Annotated in this window: 15 protein-coding genes and 1 tRNA gene; 1 reads left to right on the plus strand and 15 read right to left on the minus strand. The window is 65.6% G+C overall.

Annotation, left to right across the window (positions count from 1 at the left end; all coding sequences use genetic code 11):
- Positions 1 to 89: 89 nt before the first annotated feature.
- Entirely contained in the window at positions 90 to 2,102 is a 2,013-nt protein-coding gene (uvrB, locus tag H5T74_07130; GenBank protein MBC7230147.1) for an excinuclease ABC subunit UvrB, read from the minus strand.
- A gap of 1 nt (position 2,103) precedes the next feature.
- A complete protein-coding gene (locus tag H5T74_07135; protein ID MBC7230148.1) occupies positions 2,104 to 2,835 on the minus strand; it encodes an HAD-IA family hydrolase in 732 nt (243 codons plus the stop codon).
- An 89-nt stretch (positions 2,836 to 2,924) separates the two neighbouring features.
- Between H5T74_07135 and H5T74_07140 the strand changes: the two genes are divergently transcribed.
- A complete protein-coding gene (locus tag H5T74_07140; GenBank protein MBC7230149.1) occupies positions 2,925 to 3,146 on the plus strand; it encodes a hypothetical protein in 222 nt (73 codons plus the stop codon).
- Positions 3,147 to 3,179: 33 nt separating this feature from the next.
- Here H5T74_07140 and H5T74_07145 read toward each other — a convergent pair whose 3' ends face one another.
- The 13 genes from H5T74_07145 to H5T74_07205 all read right to left on the minus strand — a co-directional run bounded on the left by H5T74_07145 (position 3,180) and on the right by H5T74_07205 (position 15,500).
- Positions 3,180 to 3,800: a dephospho-CoA kinase gene (locus H5T74_07145; GenBank protein MBC7230150.1), complete on the minus strand. Its 621-nt coding sequence runs from the start codon at positions 3,798 to 3,800 to the stop codon at positions 3,180 to 3,182.
- A 442-nt stretch (positions 3,801 to 4,242) separates the two neighbouring features.
- On the minus strand, positions 4,243 to 5,910 hold the full coding sequence (gene rpsA / locus H5T74_07150; GenBank protein ID MBC7230151.1) for a 30S ribosomal protein S1: 1,668 nt from the start codon (positions 5,908 to 5,910) through the stop codon (positions 4,243 to 4,245).
- A 129-nt stretch (positions 5,911 to 6,039) separates the two neighbouring features.
- Complete coding sequence (polA, locus tag H5T74_07155; protein MBC7230152.1) at positions 6,040 to 8,748, minus strand: DNA polymerase I; 2,709 nt, start codon at positions 8,746 to 8,748, stop codon at positions 6,040 to 6,042.
- Positions 8,749 to 9,115: 367 nt separating this feature from the next.
- Positions 9,116 to 9,202 (minus strand) — tRNA-Leu (locus H5T74_07160).
- 175 nt (positions 9,203 to 9,377) lie between these two features.
- Complete coding sequence (locus H5T74_07165; protein ID MBC7230153.1) at positions 9,378 to 9,530, minus strand: hypothetical protein; 153 nt, start codon at positions 9,528 to 9,530, stop codon at positions 9,378 to 9,380.
- Positions 9,506 to 9,724: a hypothetical protein gene (locus H5T74_07170; GenBank protein ID MBC7230154.1), complete on the minus strand. Its 219-nt coding sequence runs from the start codon at positions 9,722 to 9,724 to the stop codon at positions 9,506 to 9,508. Before H5T74_07170 ends, H5T74_07165 begins: the two co-directional genes overlap by 25 nt.
- A 60-nt stretch (positions 9,725 to 9,784) precedes the next feature.
- Positions 9,785 to 10,291, minus strand: coding sequence for a hypothetical protein (locus H5T74_07175; GenBank protein ID MBC7230155.1), 507 nt, complete (start codon positions 10,289 to 10,291; stop codon positions 9,785 to 9,787).
- 251 nt (positions 10,292 to 10,542) lie between these two features.
- Positions 10,543 to 11,262: a zinc ribbon domain-containing protein gene (locus tag H5T74_07180; protein MBC7230156.1), complete on the minus strand. Its 720-nt coding sequence runs from the start codon at positions 11,260 to 11,262 to the stop codon at positions 10,543 to 10,545.
- A 212-nt stretch (positions 11,263 to 11,474) separates the two neighbouring features.
- Positions 11,475 to 11,843: a phosphoribosyl-AMP cyclohydrolase gene (gene hisI / locus H5T74_07185; GenBank protein MBC7230157.1), complete on the minus strand. Its 369-nt coding sequence runs from the start codon at positions 11,841 to 11,843 to the stop codon at positions 11,475 to 11,477.
- Positions 11,824 to 12,576 carry an ABC transporter ATP-binding protein gene (locus H5T74_07190; protein ID MBC7230158.1) on the minus strand — a complete coding sequence of 251 codons (753 nt, stop codon included), beginning with the start codon at positions 12,574 to 12,576 and terminating at the stop codon, positions 11,824 to 11,826. The genes hisI and H5T74_07190 overlap by 20 nt, the downstream gene beginning before the upstream one ends.
- A gap of 115 nt (positions 12,577 to 12,691) precedes the next feature.
- On the minus strand, positions 12,692 to 13,492 hold the full coding sequence (locus tag H5T74_07195) for an ABC transporter ATP-binding protein (GenBank protein ID MBC7230159.1): 801 nt from the start codon (positions 13,490 to 13,492) through the stop codon (positions 12,692 to 12,694).
- On the minus strand, positions 13,493 to 14,518 hold the full coding sequence (locus H5T74_07200; GenBank protein MBC7230160.1) for a branched-chain amino acid ABC transporter permease: 1,026 nt from the start codon (positions 14,516 to 14,518) through the stop codon (positions 13,493 to 13,495).
- Between the two features lie 88 nt (positions 14,519 to 14,606).
- Positions 14,607 to 15,500 (minus strand): branched-chain amino acid ABC transporter permease, encoded by an 894-nt coding sequence (locus H5T74_07205; GenBank protein MBC7230161.1) that lies wholly within the window; start codon positions 15,498 to 15,500, stop codon positions 14,607 to 14,609.
- Positions 15,501 to 15,575 lie beyond the last annotated feature (75 nt).

Below are 15,575 nucleotides of genomic sequence, written 5' to 3' on the forward strand. Positions count from 1 at the left end.
GCCTCTCCCCGCCCCCCGCCCTCACGACCCGGGAAAGCTCCGCGCCTCCCTTGCCGGCAATGGCCGTGCGCCCATGGCGTGGGAGGTCCTCAAACGCCGCCGGCCCTCTCCCGCTCCGCCCGACGGCGCAGGCGTTTCTTGAGGTCGGCGATCTCGTCTCGCAGGCGCGCCGCGTACTCGAAGCGGAGGTCGTCGGCGGCCAGCCGCATCTCCTCCTCGAGGCCGGCGATGAGCCTTTCCAGCTCGGGGAGGGGCATCTCCTCCTGCTCCCTCCTGCGCACGCGGTAGGGAGCCTTCTCGTCCGGGACCAGGACCATATCCATTATATCGCTCACGCGCTTGCGGACCGTCTGGGGGTCTATGCCGTGCTCTCGGTTGTAGGCTATCTGCAGGGCGCGCCTGCGCTCCGTCTCCTCCAGGGCCCGGCGCATGGACTCGGTGACCTCCGAGGCGTACATGATCACCTCCCCGTGCACGTTGCGCGAGGCTCTCCCGATGGTCTGGATGAGGGAACGCTCGTTGCGTAAAAATCCCTCCTTGTCGGCGTCCAGGATGGCCACCAAAGACACCTCGGGCAGGTCGAGGCCCTCGCGCAGCAGGTTGATGCCCACCAGGACGTCGAACTCCCCCGTGCGCAGGTCGCGTATGATCTCCACGCGGTCCAGGGTGTCGATCTCGGAGTGCAGGTAGCGCACCCTGAGGCCCATCTCCAGGAGGTAATCGGTGAGGTTCTCCGCCATGCGCTTGGTGAGGGTGGTCACCAGGGTGCGCTCGTCGCGCTCCACGCGGCGCCGTATCTCCGCCATGAGGTCGTCTATCTGGCCCCGGGCGGGACGCACCGAAAGCTCGGGGTCCACCAGGCCGGTGGGGCGGATGATCTGCTCGACCACCCGCGCGGAGAGACCCAGTTCCCAGTCCCCGGGGGTGGCGCTCACGCAGATCACCTGGTTTACCCGGGATAGGAACTCCTCGAAGCGCAGGGGGCGGTTGTCCAAGGCGGAGGGGAGGCGGAAACCGTATTCCACCAGGGTGCGCTTGCGCGACATGTCGCCCTCGTACATGCCGCGCAGCTGGGGCACGGTGATGTGGGACTCGTCTATGAACACCAGGTAATCCTCGGGGAAGAAATCCAGCAGGGTATAGGGGGGCTCGCCGGGCCTCCTGCCGTCCAGGTGCCGGGAATAGTTCTCCACCCCGGAACAGTACCCCATCTCCCGCAGCATCTCCAGGTCGTAGGTGGTGCGCTGCAGCAGCCTCTGCGCCTCCAGGAGCTTACCCGCCGCCTCCAGCTCCGCCACGCGTCCCTCCAACTCCTCGCGTATGGACTCCACGGCGCGCCGCAGGTTCTCCTCACTGGTGAGATAATGGGTGGCCGGGTACACCGCGAGGCGCTCCTCCCTGCTCAACACCTCCCCGGTGAGGGGGTCGATGACGGTGACCCGCTCCAGCTCGTCCCCGAAGAACTCTGCCCGGACCACTCTCTCCTCGTAGCTGGGATAGATTTCCAGGGTATCCCCCTTGAGCCGGAAGGCGCCGCGCGCCAACTCGTAGTTGTTGCGCACGTACTGCATGTCCACCAGCTGGCGCACCACCGCCTCCAGGTCGTACTCCCTGCCTCGCTCGAGGATGAGCACCCGGTTCAGGTACTCCTGGGGGCTCCCGAGGCCGTAGATGCAGGACACCGAGGCCACGATGATCACGTCGCGGCGCGACAGCAAGGCCGAGGTGGCGCGGTGGCGCAGGCGGTCGATGTCCTCGTTTATGGAGGTGTCTTTCTCTATGTAGGTGTCCGAGCGGGGCACGTAGGCCTCCGGCTGGTAATAATCGTAATAGCTGACGAAATATTCCACGGCGTTCTCCGGGAACAGCTCGCGGAACTCGTTGCAGAGCTGCGCCGCCAGGGTCTTGTTGGGGGCGATGACCAGGGCGGGCCGGTCCACAGCGTCGATCACGTGGGCCATGGTGAAGGTCTTCCCGGAACCCGTCACCCCCAGGAGGGTCTGCACGCGCTCGCCTGCCCGCAGCCCCTCCACCAGGGAGGCGATGGCCCGGGGCTGGTCGCCGCGGGGAGTGAGGTCTGCGGCGATGCGGAATCCTCCCATACTAGAGGTCACCTCGCGCCAGCAACTCCGGGAGCTCCCTGAGGTCGCGCACGCGTTCGCCGCCGAAATCCGGGAACCTTCCCCAACGGTCCAGGAGCACCGCCCGCATGCCCGCCTCCCTCGGTCCCCGGTAGTCGGAGAGGGGCGAGTCCCCGACGTGCAGCGCCCGGCGGGCATGCACCCCGGCCCTGCGCAGCGCCAGGGCGTAGATCTCCGGGTGAGGCTTTTCGTATCTCTCGCGGCCCGAGATCACCATTACCTCGAAGTGGCGGCTGAGGTCCAGGTCGTCGAGGAGGTCCTGCAGCCAGGCCTCGAAGTTGGAGATGATGCCCAGGCGGTAGCCTTCCTCCCTCAAGCGTGCGAGGGTCTCGGGCACGTCGTGGTAAGCTGTGTAGTTGGCGGGATCGGAGAAGGTGCGGTAGAGGTGGAGGGGAAGGTCTCCGTCGGCCTCTTCTCCTCCCAGCTCCCGCACCAGGCGCGAATAGAAGTCAAGCCAGAAACGCCGGGATTCCTCCGCGTCGTTGGTGAAGGTATATCCCTCCTTCTGGCGTTCCTCAACCCCCGCCATGAGGCAACGCGTGGCCGCCGGCAGCAGCGAGAGGTCCACCTCGAGCCCGTGGGAGGCGCAGACCTGCTTGAAGAGCTGGGGGAAGGAGGGCTCGGGGTGGACGAGGGTCTCTCCCGCGTCGAAGAACACCATCTCCGTCCCCCTCTCCGCGGGCGGGTTTGTCATGGGCGCTTACCGTCCTCTATCATTAATCCAACAAGGGCTCGATCGAGCCCCTGATATGAATGATAGCACGCCGACGGGCGGGGAGGTCGATGGTTATGGCGCGCAACACCTGCCGCTCCCTGAGGGGATGTCCGGCCAGCCAGTACCTCTACTGCGAGGCCTACCTGAAGGGCCTGGAATGCTGGCAGATCGAGGAACCGCGCTGTTCGCGCGAGCTGCGCTACTGCCTGCAGTACGGGTGCCCCGTCTACGAGCGCTACAAGGAGGAGATCGAGGAGGCCCTCCGGGAGAGAGCCCTGGAGCGGCGCTGACGCCGGCCGGCGAGGCGATATGCGCTCGCCATCTCACCCTTCCTTATCGCGTTTCTCCCTCGCCTTGGCATCTATGGCCTTCCAGGCGGCCTCCACCTCGCGGCGCAGTTCCTCCATGCTTCCCTGGTTGCGTATCACGTGATCGGCGTAGGCCAGCCTTTCCTCCCGCGAGACCTGGGAGCGGATGCGCGCCCAAGCCTCTTGCTCGGAGATGCCGCGGTCGGATACCTGCCTCTGCGCCTGCAGCTCCGGCGGTGCGTCCACCACCAGGGTGAAGTCGAACATGTCTCCCGCCCTCACGTCCACCAGCAGGGGTATGTCCAGCACCGCTATGCCTTCGGGCCCGTGATCCTCCTCCCATGCGCGCAGGCGTTCGAACATGAGCTGGAAGATGCGGGGGTGGGTGACGCGGTTGAGGAAAGCCCTCTCCTCCTCGTCGGCGAAGACGATCTGGCCCAGCCTGGCGCGGTCGATCTCCCCCTCCCCGTTCAGCACCTCGGGGCCGAAATGCTCCACGATCTCACGCCAGGCGGGCTGCCCTTTTCTCACCACCTCCCGCGCCAGGCGGTCGGTCTCGATGACGTAGGCGCCCTTCTCCTCCAGCATCCTGCACACGGTGCTCTTTCCGCTGGCTATGCCGCCCGTCAGGGCCACCAGGAACAAGGGTCTCTCCTTCCCTTTACGCCTTGCCTCGCGCCCCCGTGTCCGCCGGGGTGTTGTTCACAGTATTCGCCCTGCCCCGACCGCTATCCCGCGGACGAGGGCGGGGAACGCGGTTCTTTTCCTGCGTCGATCTGTCAGGCGCGACGCGTCTCCGGGAGCCGATCTCATCTACGTTTTCAGCATCAACAGAGGTCGCGCGGCTTCGGGCTCCGCGAAAATGATCTGCCGGGATCTTCCGTCATCGCCAGAACGGGCTCTGACCGGTATGGCCTCGTGGAAGGCTTCTGCTCTTGCCGCCGGAAGCGCTCTCCGGGGCGAAGGTTTCTCCCGCCTTCGCCGCCGCCCGCGACGTCTGGTCAAATGGAAATTGATGGTTATGAACCGCCAAAATCACGGGGGCAACCCGCTTACGGCGGTCACCGGGTATCCGGCCTCAATTCTGTTTGCGTTTCATGTCCCGGATGATGGATTCGAGGCTTCCCTCCGGAGGTTCTTCCTCTTCCTCCTCCACCGCCTCCAGACGCTCCCCGGATGCCTCCGCCTCCTCGGGTCCGGCCACCGATGCCGTCTCCTCCTCGAAGGACGCACCCGCCGCCTCTTCAGAGGGGGGCTCTCCGCCCGTCTCCGCGGGCTGCAATTCCGCGGCCTCCTCGAGGACGCTCTCCCCCGCCGTCTCCACCGGGGTCGCTTCCCCGGCCACGGGGGGCGCTTCCTCTACCTGCTCCGCGGCCGCGGCTTCCTCCGCTGCCGCCTCCGCTTCCTCTTCCCTCTCCTCGGCCGGCTCCTCCGCCGTCACCGCGGCGGTTTCGGTGGAGGCCTCGTGGAGGGCGGCTTCCGCCTCCGCGACCCCCTCCCCGGCAGCGGCAACCTCTTCATCCGCTGCCCCGGCGGCCTCGGCTACCTCGGCGACCTCCGCGGCCTCCTCAGCTGGCTCTTCCTCCTCCGCCTCATAAACCGCGTCCGCGGCTCCCGGGACCTGCTTGAGACTGAGGCTTATGCGCCTGCGGTCGATGTCGATATCGATGACTTTGACGTCTATCTCCTGGTTGACCGAGAGCACCTCGTCCGGCTGCTCTACGTGCCGGCGCGAAAGCTCCGAGATATGGATCAGGCCTTCGATGCCCGGCCTTACCTGTACGAAGGCTCCGAAGGGAACCAGCTTGGTGACCGTGCCCCGGATGATCTCCCCTATCATCACGTCCTGGGAGAGCTGCTCCCAGGGATCCGCCTGGCAGGCCTTGAGGCTCAAAGATATGCGCTCACGCTCCCGGTCTACGTCGAGGATCTCCACCTCCACCTCGTCGCCCACCGAGAGCACCTCGCTGGGCTTCTCCACGTGGCACCAGGACAGCTCCGAGATGTGCACCAGGCCGTCTATGCCGCCGAGGTTGATAAAGGCTCCGAAGGACACCAGGCTGGAGACCTTGCCGCTCACCCGCATGCCCTTGTCCAGGTTCTCCAGGAGTATCTTCCTGCGTTCGCTTGCCGTCTCCTCCATGAACGCCCGCCGCGAGAGCACCACGTTGTTGCGGTTGCGGTCCATCTCGATGATCTTGCAGGTGAGCTGGGTGCCCAGGAAGGAATGGAGGTCCTTTACGCGGTGCACGTCGATGAGGGAGGCGGGAAGAAAGCCTCGCAGGCCTATATCCAGGATGAGGCCTCCCTTCACCACCTCGATGACCTCGCCCTCCACGGGCTCGTTCTCCATCATCTTCTTCTCCAGCAGGTCCCAGGAGCGTTCGTACTGGGCCCTTTTCTTGGAGAGGATGAGGCGCCCTTCCTTGTCCTCCTTCTGGAGCACCAGGGCGTCGATCTCGTCGCCCACCTTCACCACTTCCTCCGCCTTGACGCCGTAGCGGATGGACAGCTCGCGGGCCGGGATCACCCCCTCGGATTTGTAGCCGATGTCCAGGAGGACCTCGTCCTTGTCCACCTTCACCACCGTTCCGGCGATGATGTCCCCCTCGGAGAAGACCTTGATGGTCTTGTCGTAGTTGGGGGTCTCGCTGTCTGAGTAGTCGAAGTTGGTCAGGGGGGTGGACAGTTCGGGGGTCTCAGGGGGGTTTACAAACTCGCGCTCTCTTTCCGTTTGATCCAGCATTCGTTCCTTTCCTCCAAATTAGATTTTTTATCCACGGCCCCTCCTTTTGACGGTCAAGGCACACGGACAGCTTATTCTAGCATTTTCTGAAGGATTTGCACAGAGAGCGGCGCCGTGAGCGGAAGCCGGTCATTTCGCGTCGTACCAGGATGAGCCCCTGCTCACCTCCACCTTGAGGGGGACACGGAGACGGAAAGCGTTCTCCATCTCGTGGCGGGCGATCTCCATCATGGCGGACTCCTCTCCCTCCACCACGTCGAAGACCAGCTCGTCATGGACCTGCAGCACCATGCGCGAGCGACATCCTTCCTCGCGCATGCGCCGGTAAACCCGCAACATGGCCAGCTTGATGATGTCCGCGGCGCTTCCCTGGATGGGAGTATTGAAGGCCAGCCTCTCCCCCAGCCTGCGCAGGCGCACGTTGCCCTGGGCGAGCTCGGGTATCTCCCTCCTCCTCCCCAGGATGGTGGTCACGTATCCTCGCGAGGCCGCCAGCTCCACCTGGCGGTCGAGGAAGGCGCGCACCCCGGGGAACTCCCTGAAATAGCGCGTGATGTACTCCTCGGCCTCCTCCTGCTCGATCCCCAGCTGCTCGGCCAGCCCGAAGGGGCTGATGCCGTAGATAATCCCGAAGTTGATGGCCTTGGCCCGGCGGCGGTGTTCGGGGGTCACCTCCTGGAAGGGGATCCCGAACACCTCCGAGGCGGTGGAGGCGTGGATGTCGCGGTCCTCCTCGAAGGCCAGCTTCAGGCCGGGGTCCTGGGAGAGGTGAGCCATGACCCGCAGCTCGATCTGGGAATAGTCCGCGGAGATGATGCAGCCTCCGGGAGTGGTGGGGAGGAAGGCCTTGCGTATGGACCTCCCCAGCGCGGTGCGCACGGGGATGTTCTGCAGGTTCGGGTTGCTGGAGGAAAGCCGTCCCGTGGAGGTGACCGTCTGGTTGAAGCACGCGTGCAGCCTGCCCGTACGCGGGTCCACCAGGCGAGGCAGGGCGGTGATATAGGTATTGAGGAGCTTTGAGAGCTCGCGGTAGCGAAGGATCACCCCGGCAATGGGGTGCTCCGCCTCCAGGGACTGCAGCACCGCCACGTCGGTGGCGTAGCCGGTCTTGGTGCGCCTGCGCGGCGGCAGGCCGAGGACCTCGAAGAGAACGCGAGCAAGCTGCTGGGGAGAGTTGATATTGAACTCCTCGCCCGCCAGCTCGTAAGCGCGTCTCTCGAGTCCGGACAGCTCCTCCTTCAGCTCCGCCTCCATCTCCGCCAGCACCGAGGGATCGAGGCGGATGCCGTTTATCTCCATCTCCGCCAGCACCGCCTCCAGGGGCATCTCCACCTCGCGATAGAGGTCCTGGAGTTCCCGCAGGGCCATCTCCGCCTCCAGGGCAGGGACCAGGTCCCCTACAGCGCGGGCCAGGCGCGCCGTTGCGACCGCTCCCTCCTCCTCCTCCTCGACGAGAGCCATCTGCGCCGGGGGCGCGGCATCCCGCACGGCGCCCAGGTAGCGCCCGCAGATGCTCTCGAGATCATGCCTGACCCCGGAGGGGTTCACCAGGTAGGAGGCCAGCTCCACGTCGAAATCCACCTCGCCGTGCAGGCCGCACAGGCGTTGGCACTGCACCATGAAGTCCTTGCCGCGGTAGATGTCTATACGCAGGCCCCGGTTCTCGGATACCCATTCCAGGAAGGAACGCAGCATCCCCACGCCCGACTCCGAGCGCAGGTCGAGGTGGTAAAGGCGCTCGCCCGCCGCCAGGGCCATGGCCTCCATGCTCCCCCGCGTGAACCCCTCTCCCTTCAGGGCGGGATAGATGGAGACCTCTCCCTCCCGCGCGAGGTGTCGCAGCATCTCCCCCAGCGCCTCTTCGTCCCCCACCTCCGTGACCTCCAGGACGCCTTCCGAGTCCGCCTCCCCTTCTCCGCCCTCCTCCTTTTCCGAGGGGAAGAGCGCGCGGCGGAGCTGCGAAAGGCGCTCGTAATGCTTCCTGAATTCCAGGGAATCCATGATCCTGTAGAGCTCACCGTCGTCCCAAGGCCTGAGTTCGCAACTCTCCAGGCCGGCGAGGGGCAAAGGCACGTCTCGCCGGGCGGTGGCCAGCTCGCGGCTCATGAAGGCGCTCTCGCGGTTCTCCTCCAGTGCCCGCCTCACCTTGGGGGGCGTGATCTCGTCCAGGTGTTCGTATACTCCCTCCAGGCTCCCGAAGCGCGCGATGAGCGCGGCGGCGGTCTTCTCGCCTATCCCCGGGACCCCGGGGATATTGTCCGAGACGTCGCCCTTCAGGGCGAGGTAGTCCACGATCTGGGACGGATCCACTCCGAATCTCTCCCTGACCGCGGCCGGGTCGTAGACGGTTATGTCGGTGATCCCCTTGCGGTTGGCGATGATGCGCACCCGCTCGTCCACAAGCTGCAGGGCATCACGGTCCCCGGTGACGATGAAGACCTCGTCCCGGGGCTCGAGCGTGGTGGCCAGGGTGGCCAGGAGGTCGTCCGCCTCGTATCCCTCCACCTCCAGGGCGGTGATGCCCAGGGCCTCCAGGACGGCGTGGATCACCCCCATCTGGTCCCTCAGCTCGTCGGGCATGGGCTTGCGGTGCGCCTTGTATTCCGCGAAGCGTTCGGTGCGGAACTCCGGCCTCCCCCTGTCGAAAGCCACCACCATGGCCTCCGGCCGCAGCTCCTCCAACACCTTGATGAGCATGGAGACGAACCCGAAGACGGCGTTGGTGGGCTGGCCGGAGGAGGTGGCCATCTCCGCCGGGAGGGCGTAGAAGGCGCGGTAGGCGAGGCTGTGCCCGTCTATGAGCACCCATCTCCGGCTCTCCGGCGTACTCGCGACCATGCCCCTCCCGCGACCTCCGGGCTCGATGGTGAGGTTCGGGGACGGGACGTTATCCGTCCCGCCCCCTCACCCAAGGAGAACGTAGCCTGATGATAGCACCCTCTAGTGACAAAAACTCCTTTCCGGCGCCGCCCTCTCCGTAAAGAAAGCCGCGCGTGCCGGATCGGGGCGGCGGCAGCCCCTCCGGGCACCGCGACGCGAACCCCGGACGGTCACCTCTCACGGCGCGGATCCACGGGCTGAGCACGGCGCCCGCCTTTCATCATCCGTGCATATGGCCGCTCTCCCGGGCACGGCCTCGGGCACTGACGATCGCGGCCGCCTTCCCCTCTCCCTCTTCTTAATATGCAAAACCGCCTTTAGATGGTGGTGCCGGAGGCCGGACTCGAACCGGCACGGGGTCTCCCCCACTGGTTTTTGAGACCAGCGCGTCTACCCGTTCCGCCACTCCGGCGTCCACGAGCGCTATTTTAACACCCGAGAGGAGGAGCTTGAACACGGGTCCTATTCGGCATGCCGGAAGGGGAAGTCGCCGGGGCCGGGTCGGGGAGGTAGGCGTTCTCCTCCCGCGAACCGCTCACGTGGCCTTCGAGCGCATCGACGGTCAACGGCGCGGGGGCGGGCCTGGACTAACCCGTCGGGTACACCTTACCGCTCTTCCTCAGCTCCCCCAGCATTCCCGCCAGCTCCTCCTCCCATCCCTCGGCCCGCCTCGCGGCCTCGTCGAAGGGGGGACGGCGACTTTTTCCGGCTCCCCTTACCGCTCTTCCCCACGCTCCCACAACATTCCCGCCAGCTCCTCCTCCCATCCCTCGGCCCGCCTCGCGGCCTCGTCGAAGGGGGGATGGAAATGACGGTATGTGGAGGCGGAAAGGCGCAGGCGTCTTAAGGCCTCCATGACTTCCCGCAGGCGCGCCGAGAACTCGCGCCCCGCCTCCGCGGCCATATCGTCTTGATAGCTCTCGCTCCAGCCCATATCCCTGACTCCCCGGCAGCAGGCGCACGGTCTTTCCGTGTCCCCGGCGCCGGCTCCGCCTCAGGGGATGATGTCCGTTCCCCTAGCGGTCACGTACCAGCGGCCTTCCCGGTTCTCCATGGAGACAACGAGGTTGTCTCCCGGTTCGATCTCCACGGTGGATCCGGTGCCCGTCTCGATGCTTCCGCCCTCCAGGTAGCAGCGCGCGCCATAGGCGTCCAACCTGTCGGCGCGTACGGACACGCCAGAAAACCTGCCCCCTGTTCCCAGGTACAAGATCAGGTCACCATAGATGTCCTCCGCCAGCCCCCGGTCACTGGGGGTGAAAAGCTGCGTGAAGGCCTCCGCGTCCCTGCGGTTGGCGGCATCCAGAAGCCGGTTGCACACCTTGTGCGGGGAGGGGTTGCTCCACAGCGTGAGGCTGAGCACTAGCCAGATGACCAGGGCGGCGATCATCGTCAAGTAGGCGAAGACCTTCCAGCGGAAGCGGCGCACCTTCCGCTCCACCGCCTCGCTCAAGGCGGGACGCAGCACCGCCGCGTCGCCCCGCCATTCGCTGGGCGCCACGTAATGGCCCGCCTTTCCGGGGGATGTGGGCGCGTGAGACGTCCCCCCTCCCCCCCGCAGGCGTTCCGTACACAGGGAGCAGAACTCGGCGCTCTCCGGGTTATCGGCTCCGCATTTTGGACATATCATATCTCATCCGTCCTCCGCTCCTGGGGGCGCAAGGCCCCGCTGCCGCCCGGTCCCCTTGCGACGGCGCGCTGCTTCCGCCGCCGCCTCCCCGCCCGGAAGACGGGAGGGGGCCGGCGATCCCCTCAACCCATATACCTCTTCTCAGCCACCCATCCCCCCAGGGCGCCCAGGGGTATATAGAGAAACAGGGCGATGAGAATGCCGGACAGCTTGAAGACGGGCACGAAGAACTCTCCGGAGATGAGCAGCACGATGATCAGCGAGATCAGCGGCTCCCAGAAGAACACCACCGCCGCCACGCAGGCCACCCCGTAAGCCCAACCCCTCCCGGCGTGCATGGCCTTCGCAGAGGCCCAGTATCCCGTAAGTATGAGCACCGCCGCGTCCGCGAGGTAGAGCATCCCCACCCCGAAGTCGAACCCCGACTCGCTGCCCCCGAAGGCCGCTCCGAAGATGAAGAGTCCGATGAGGAAATTGACCGTGAACAGCAGGATATAGGAGAGGAGGGAGTACTTGAGCACCAGCAGCGCTATATCCGTCCCGCCGCGCTTCCTCGCCCATGCGGGCGGTGGGGCGGCGGCTATGGCTCCGGGATGGCTCATGGCCGCTGCGCGGTAGGCGTCCCCGTACGGACCAGCCCCCTGCGCCATCTCCCGCGCCAGGGCGCGATAATCCCCTGGGGAGACATATTCCTCCGGGGTAGGTGGTGCCGATAGGGGCGGCCCGGTGGGGGTGTCCGCCGCGCGGTTCGGGAAAGCGTCCGTCGCGAATCTCGCCAGGCAGAGAGAACAGAATATCGATCCCTCGGGGTTCTCCGCACCACAGTGAGGGCATAAACGCATGGCCCGTCCTTTCCGCGCCGCCTCCTCTCCAGAGGATCATTCGGCAATCCCGCATCGCCTCTATAGCCATGGTGCGGGCTCGGAGATCATCGCCGCGACCCAACCGCGCCATCCGGAAGCCTCGTCAATCCCTTTCCCGGTGAACCTCAACGGGTTCCCGCCCGCCGCCGGGGCTTCTTTGCGCAAGCTCCCCCGACCGACCACTTATTGGATTATTCCTTGCCCCACCCCGGGGTTCCTTCATCCTCCGGCACGAGGTCTGTCCTGGCGCCCTCGGCCACGCGAAAGAAGCACGACCTCTCGCCGGTGTGGCAGGCGGGTCCCACCTGCAGCACCTTGACCAGCAGCGCGTCGCCGTCGCAGTCGTAGCGTATCTCCCTCACGTACTGGCGGTGGCCGGAGGTCTCCCCCTTGCACCAGAACTCCCGGCGGCTCCGGCTCCAGAACCAGGTGCGGCCGCTCTCCAGGGTGCGTCGCAGCGACTCCTCGTTCATGTACGCCAGCATGAGCACCTCGCCGCTCTCCACGTCCTGTACGATGGCGGGCACCAGGCCTTGCGAGTCAAACTTTATCTCCATCATCCGCTCCTTCCACCGCCGTCTCCTCGCCGAGGTAAAGGCTCTTGATCTCCTCCCTTCCCAGGAGCTCCCTCGCCTCGCCCTCCATACGGATCTTGCCAGCGCGCATGACGTAACCGTAATCGGATACGCTGAGGGCTATCTGCGCGTCCTGTTCCACCAGGAGCAGGGTCAGCCCCTCCTCGTGCAGGCGCTTCAGGCACGCGAAGATATCCCTGATCACCAGGGGCGCTAGCCCCATGGAGGGTTCGTCCAGGAGCAGCAGGCGGGGCCGCGACATGAGGGCTCTCCCGATGGCCAGCATCTGCTGCTCCCCTCCCGAGAGCGTGCCCGCCGCCTGTCCCCTCCTCTCCTTGAGGACGGGAAAGACCTCGTAGACCATATCCAGGTCCGACCGTATCTCCGTTCCACTCCGGCGGCGGGAGCGGAGATACGCTCCCAGCATGAGGTTCTCCTCCACGCTCATGGTGGCGAACACCTGCCGCCCCTCGGGGACGTGGGATATCCCCATCTTCACGATGCGATGCGGCTCCAGGTTGGTGATGTCCTGGCCCACGTACCGTATCTCCCCGTAACGTGCGGGGATGAGCCCGGAAACCGCGCGCAGGAGGGTGGTCTTTCCCGCCCCGTTGGCGCCGATGATGGTGGTGATGCGGCCCGCCCTCGCCCAGAGGTCCACCGCCCTGAGGGCCTCTATGTTGCCGTAGAAGGCCGACAGACCTTTAATCTCCAGCATCACGCTCTCCCGTTCTCCGTGCCCGCGGCGGGGCCTATCTTCCGTGGGCCGAAGCTCCCCGGACCTCTGCCCCCGGCGGTGAGAAAGAATCCCGACGCCGCATTCACGCCCGGCATCAGTCCACCTCCGAGCCCAGGTAGGCCTCGATGACCCGCGGATCGGATTTTATCTCCTCCGGCGTCCCCTCCGCGATGATCTCGCCGTAGTCGAGCACCACCACCCTCTCAGAGATCCGCATCACCAGGCCCATGTCGTGCTCCACCAGGATCACCGTTATCCCCATGTCCCGCACGCGGTAGATGATGTCCCCCAGTTCGCGCGTCTCGTAGGCGTTGAGCCCCGAGGCCGGCTCGTCGAGGAGCAGCAGCCTGGGCCTGGTGGCCAGGGCGCGTGCCAGTTCCAGCAGGCGCTGCTGCCCGAAGGGCAGCGACCCCGCGAGGCTTTCCCCCTGCATCTCAAGCCCCACCATGCCCAGGAAACGCGCCGCCTCCTCCCGCATCCAGCCCTCCTCCCGCCGCGCGGAGGGAAGCCTCAAGGCGCAGGCCGCGAAGCCCGCGCGCGTGCGGTGGTGCATCCCCACCATCACGTTCTCAGCAACCGTCATCTCCGGGAAGAGGCGCACGGTCTGGAAGGTGCGGGCTATGCCCATGGCGGTGATGCAGTGCGGGGGGAGCCCGGTTATCTCCCGGCCCGAGAAAACGATGTTGCCCGTATCGGGGCGATATATGCCCGTGAGGAGGTCGTAGAGGGTGGTCTTCCCAGCCCCGTTAGGGCCGATGATGGCCATTATCTCCCCCTCGCGGGCTTCAATGCATATCTCCTTCACCGCCGTCAGTCCCCCGAAGGACTTGGTGAGGCCCCATACCGAGAGGACGGCCTCCTCCCCGGGCACAGCCGCCGCGCACCTGTTGGCCATTCAATCCACCGCCTTTCTGCGGAACGGGTTCACAAATGGGCTGCGCCGTCGGGAAAACAGGTCCACCAGGCCCCTGGTTATGCCGCTGGGCATGAAGACCATGGTGAGCATGATGATGAGGCCGAGGACCATCCCCTCGTAGTTGCTATATTTTTCCAGCCAATCCGGCACGTCCCCGAACCAGCGCGGCAACGCCTCCACCAACTTGGGAAGGAAGGTGATGAGGCCCGCCCCGAACACCGATCCCCACACGCTCTCCATGCCCCCGATGACCACCATGGTCACCAGGGAGATGGAGAGGATGATGGTGAACTGGTTGGGGTCGATGAACCTCTGCAGGTGGGCGAAGAGGCCTCCCGCCAGCCCACCTAGGGCGGCGGAGAGGACGAAGACCCTCTTCTTGAGCGCGGATACCGGGACCCCCATGGCCTCCGCCGCCACCTCGGACTGGTGCAGGGCCCGCATGGCGCGCCCCACGCGGGATTCCACCAGTTTGGAGCACAGGGCGAGGACGATGATGACGATGACCCAGACGTAGTAGAACTCCCCGCGTGTGGAGGTGACCTCCAGAAAGGGCAACGAGAGGTGCGGTATGTTGCGCACGCCGTCGTTCCCGCCCGTGAGCCAGGTCATCTCGCGCAGGAACACGAAGACCACGATCCCCATGGCCAGAGTGCCCATGGCCAGATAGTGTCCCTTCAGGCGCAGCACCGGCGCCAGGAGGATCCCGAAGATCAGCGCCACCAGCACCGCGCAGGGTATCCCCAGCCAGACCGGAAAGCCCGCTTTGGTGGTGAGGAGGGCCGAGGCATAGGCCCCGATGCCGAAGAAGGCGCCCTGCCCCAAGGACACCTGACCGGCATACCCCATGAGGAGGTTGAGGCCCACCGCCACGATGGCGTAGATGCCCACCAGTCGCATGGTCAGCACGATGGGGATGTCGATGGACTTAGAAAGGGGCGCCGCCCAGAAGGGCATGACCATGATGAAGGCGGTAAAGGCCAGCAGGATGGCGTTCTTCCGCAAGAGCCCCCGCCAGCCCGCACCGAACGCCGCTGGCCGGTTAAGCCCTCCCAAGCCGGTATCTTCCCGCTCTCTTCTCCGGGCAGCCATCTCAGACCTTTTCCACCACTCCGCGCCCCAGGATGCCCTGGGGCCTGAACAACAACACCGCGATCAGCAATATGGCGGCCACGGCGTCCTTGTAACCCGTGGAGACGCCCAGTACCACGGTGAGGAATCCCGGTATAAGCTCCTCCAGCAAGCCCAGGACCACTCCCCCGGCCACCGCCCCGAAAGTGTTGCCCAGTCCTCCCACCGCCGCCGCCGTGAAGCCCTTCACCCCCAGAAAGAGCCCTATGGAATAGCTGGCGTAGGGAGCGTTGATGAGTCCCGCCAGCCCACCCAGCGCCGCCGCCAGGAGGAATGAATAGAGGGACATGCGCATGACGTTTATGCCCACCAGGCTTGCCGCGAGGCGGTTCACGGAACACGCCCGCATGGCCTTGCCCGACCTTGTATGGTTGAAGAACAGATAGACCGCCGCCACGCTCACGATGGTGAGGCCGAAGACCCAGAGAAACTGCCGGGAGATGGTCGCGCCGGGCAGGGAGATGTTCCCCGGTGTGAATTCCGGGACCTTGTATGCCTCCTTGGGCCAGAGGATTCTCCCCAGTGACTTGAAGAAGATGGAGGCGCCTATGGTGGCGATGATGGCCACCAGCACCCCGGCGCGGCGGAGGGGATAGACCAGCAACCGCTCCATGAGACCCCCGATGGCGGCGGTGATGGCCAGCGCTAGGACCACCGCCAGGGGCAGCGGCAGCCCGGCGGACGCCGCTAGGGTGTAGGCGAAGAGCCCGCCGAACATGCAGAACTCTCCCTGGGCGAAGTTGATGATGCCGGTGGAGTTGAAGATGATGTTGAAGCCCATGGCCACCAGGATGTATATGCATCCGTTGGCAAGCCCGTTGGCGATATACTGCGGGCAGTTAGCGAGGAAATCCACCAGCGATCCCAGCTGAACTCTCCTCCCGGAACAAATAAGGGAGGAGGCCGGAGGGAGTCTCCGCCTCCTCCTTCC

Source organism: Actinomycetota bacterium (assembly GCA_014360645.1).
Classification (GTDB): domain Bacteria; phylum Actinomycetota; class Geothermincolia; order Geothermincolales; family RBG-13-55-18; genus Solincola_B.

Excerpts from the sequence above, each read along its gene's own strand:
- uvrB (MBC7230147.1), bottom strand. The coding sequence starts at position 2,102 with ATGGGAGGATTCCGCATCGCCGCAGACCTCACTCCCCGCGGCGACCAG.
- H5T74_07135 (MBC7230148.1), bottom strand. The coding sequence starts at position 2,835 with ATGACAAACCCGCCCGCGGAGAGGGGGACGGAGATGGTGTTCTTCGAC.
- H5T74_07140 (MBC7230149.1), top strand. The coding sequence starts at position 2,925 with ATGGTTATGGCGCGCAACACCTGCCGCTCCCTGAGGGGATGTCCGGCC.
- rpsA (MBC7230151.1), bottom strand. The coding sequence starts at position 5,910 with ATGCTGGATCAAACGGAAAGAGAGCGCGAGTTTGTAAACCCCCCTGAG.
- polA (MBC7230152.1), bottom strand. The coding sequence starts at position 8,748 with ATGGTCGCGAGTACGCCGGAGAGCCGGAGATGGGTGCTCATAGACGGG.
- H5T74_07170 (MBC7230154.1), bottom strand. The coding sequence starts at position 9,724 with ATGGGCTGGAGCGAGAGCTATCAAGACGATATGGCCGCGGAGGCGGGG.
- H5T74_07180 (MBC7230156.1), bottom strand. The coding sequence starts at position 11,262 with ATGCGTTTATGCCCTCACTGTGGTGCGGAGAACCCCGAGGGATCGATA.
- hisI (MBC7230157.1), bottom strand. The coding sequence starts at position 11,843 with ATGATGGAGATAAAGTTTGACTCGCAAGGCCTGGTGCCCGCCATCGTA.
- H5T74_07190 (MBC7230158.1), bottom strand. The coding sequence starts at position 12,576 with ATGCTGGAGATTAAAGGTCTGTCGGCCTTCTACGGCAACATAGAGGCC.
- H5T74_07195 (MBC7230159.1), bottom strand. The coding sequence starts at position 13,492 with ATGGCCAACAGGTGCGCGGCGGCTGTGCCCGGGGAGGAGGCCGTCCTC.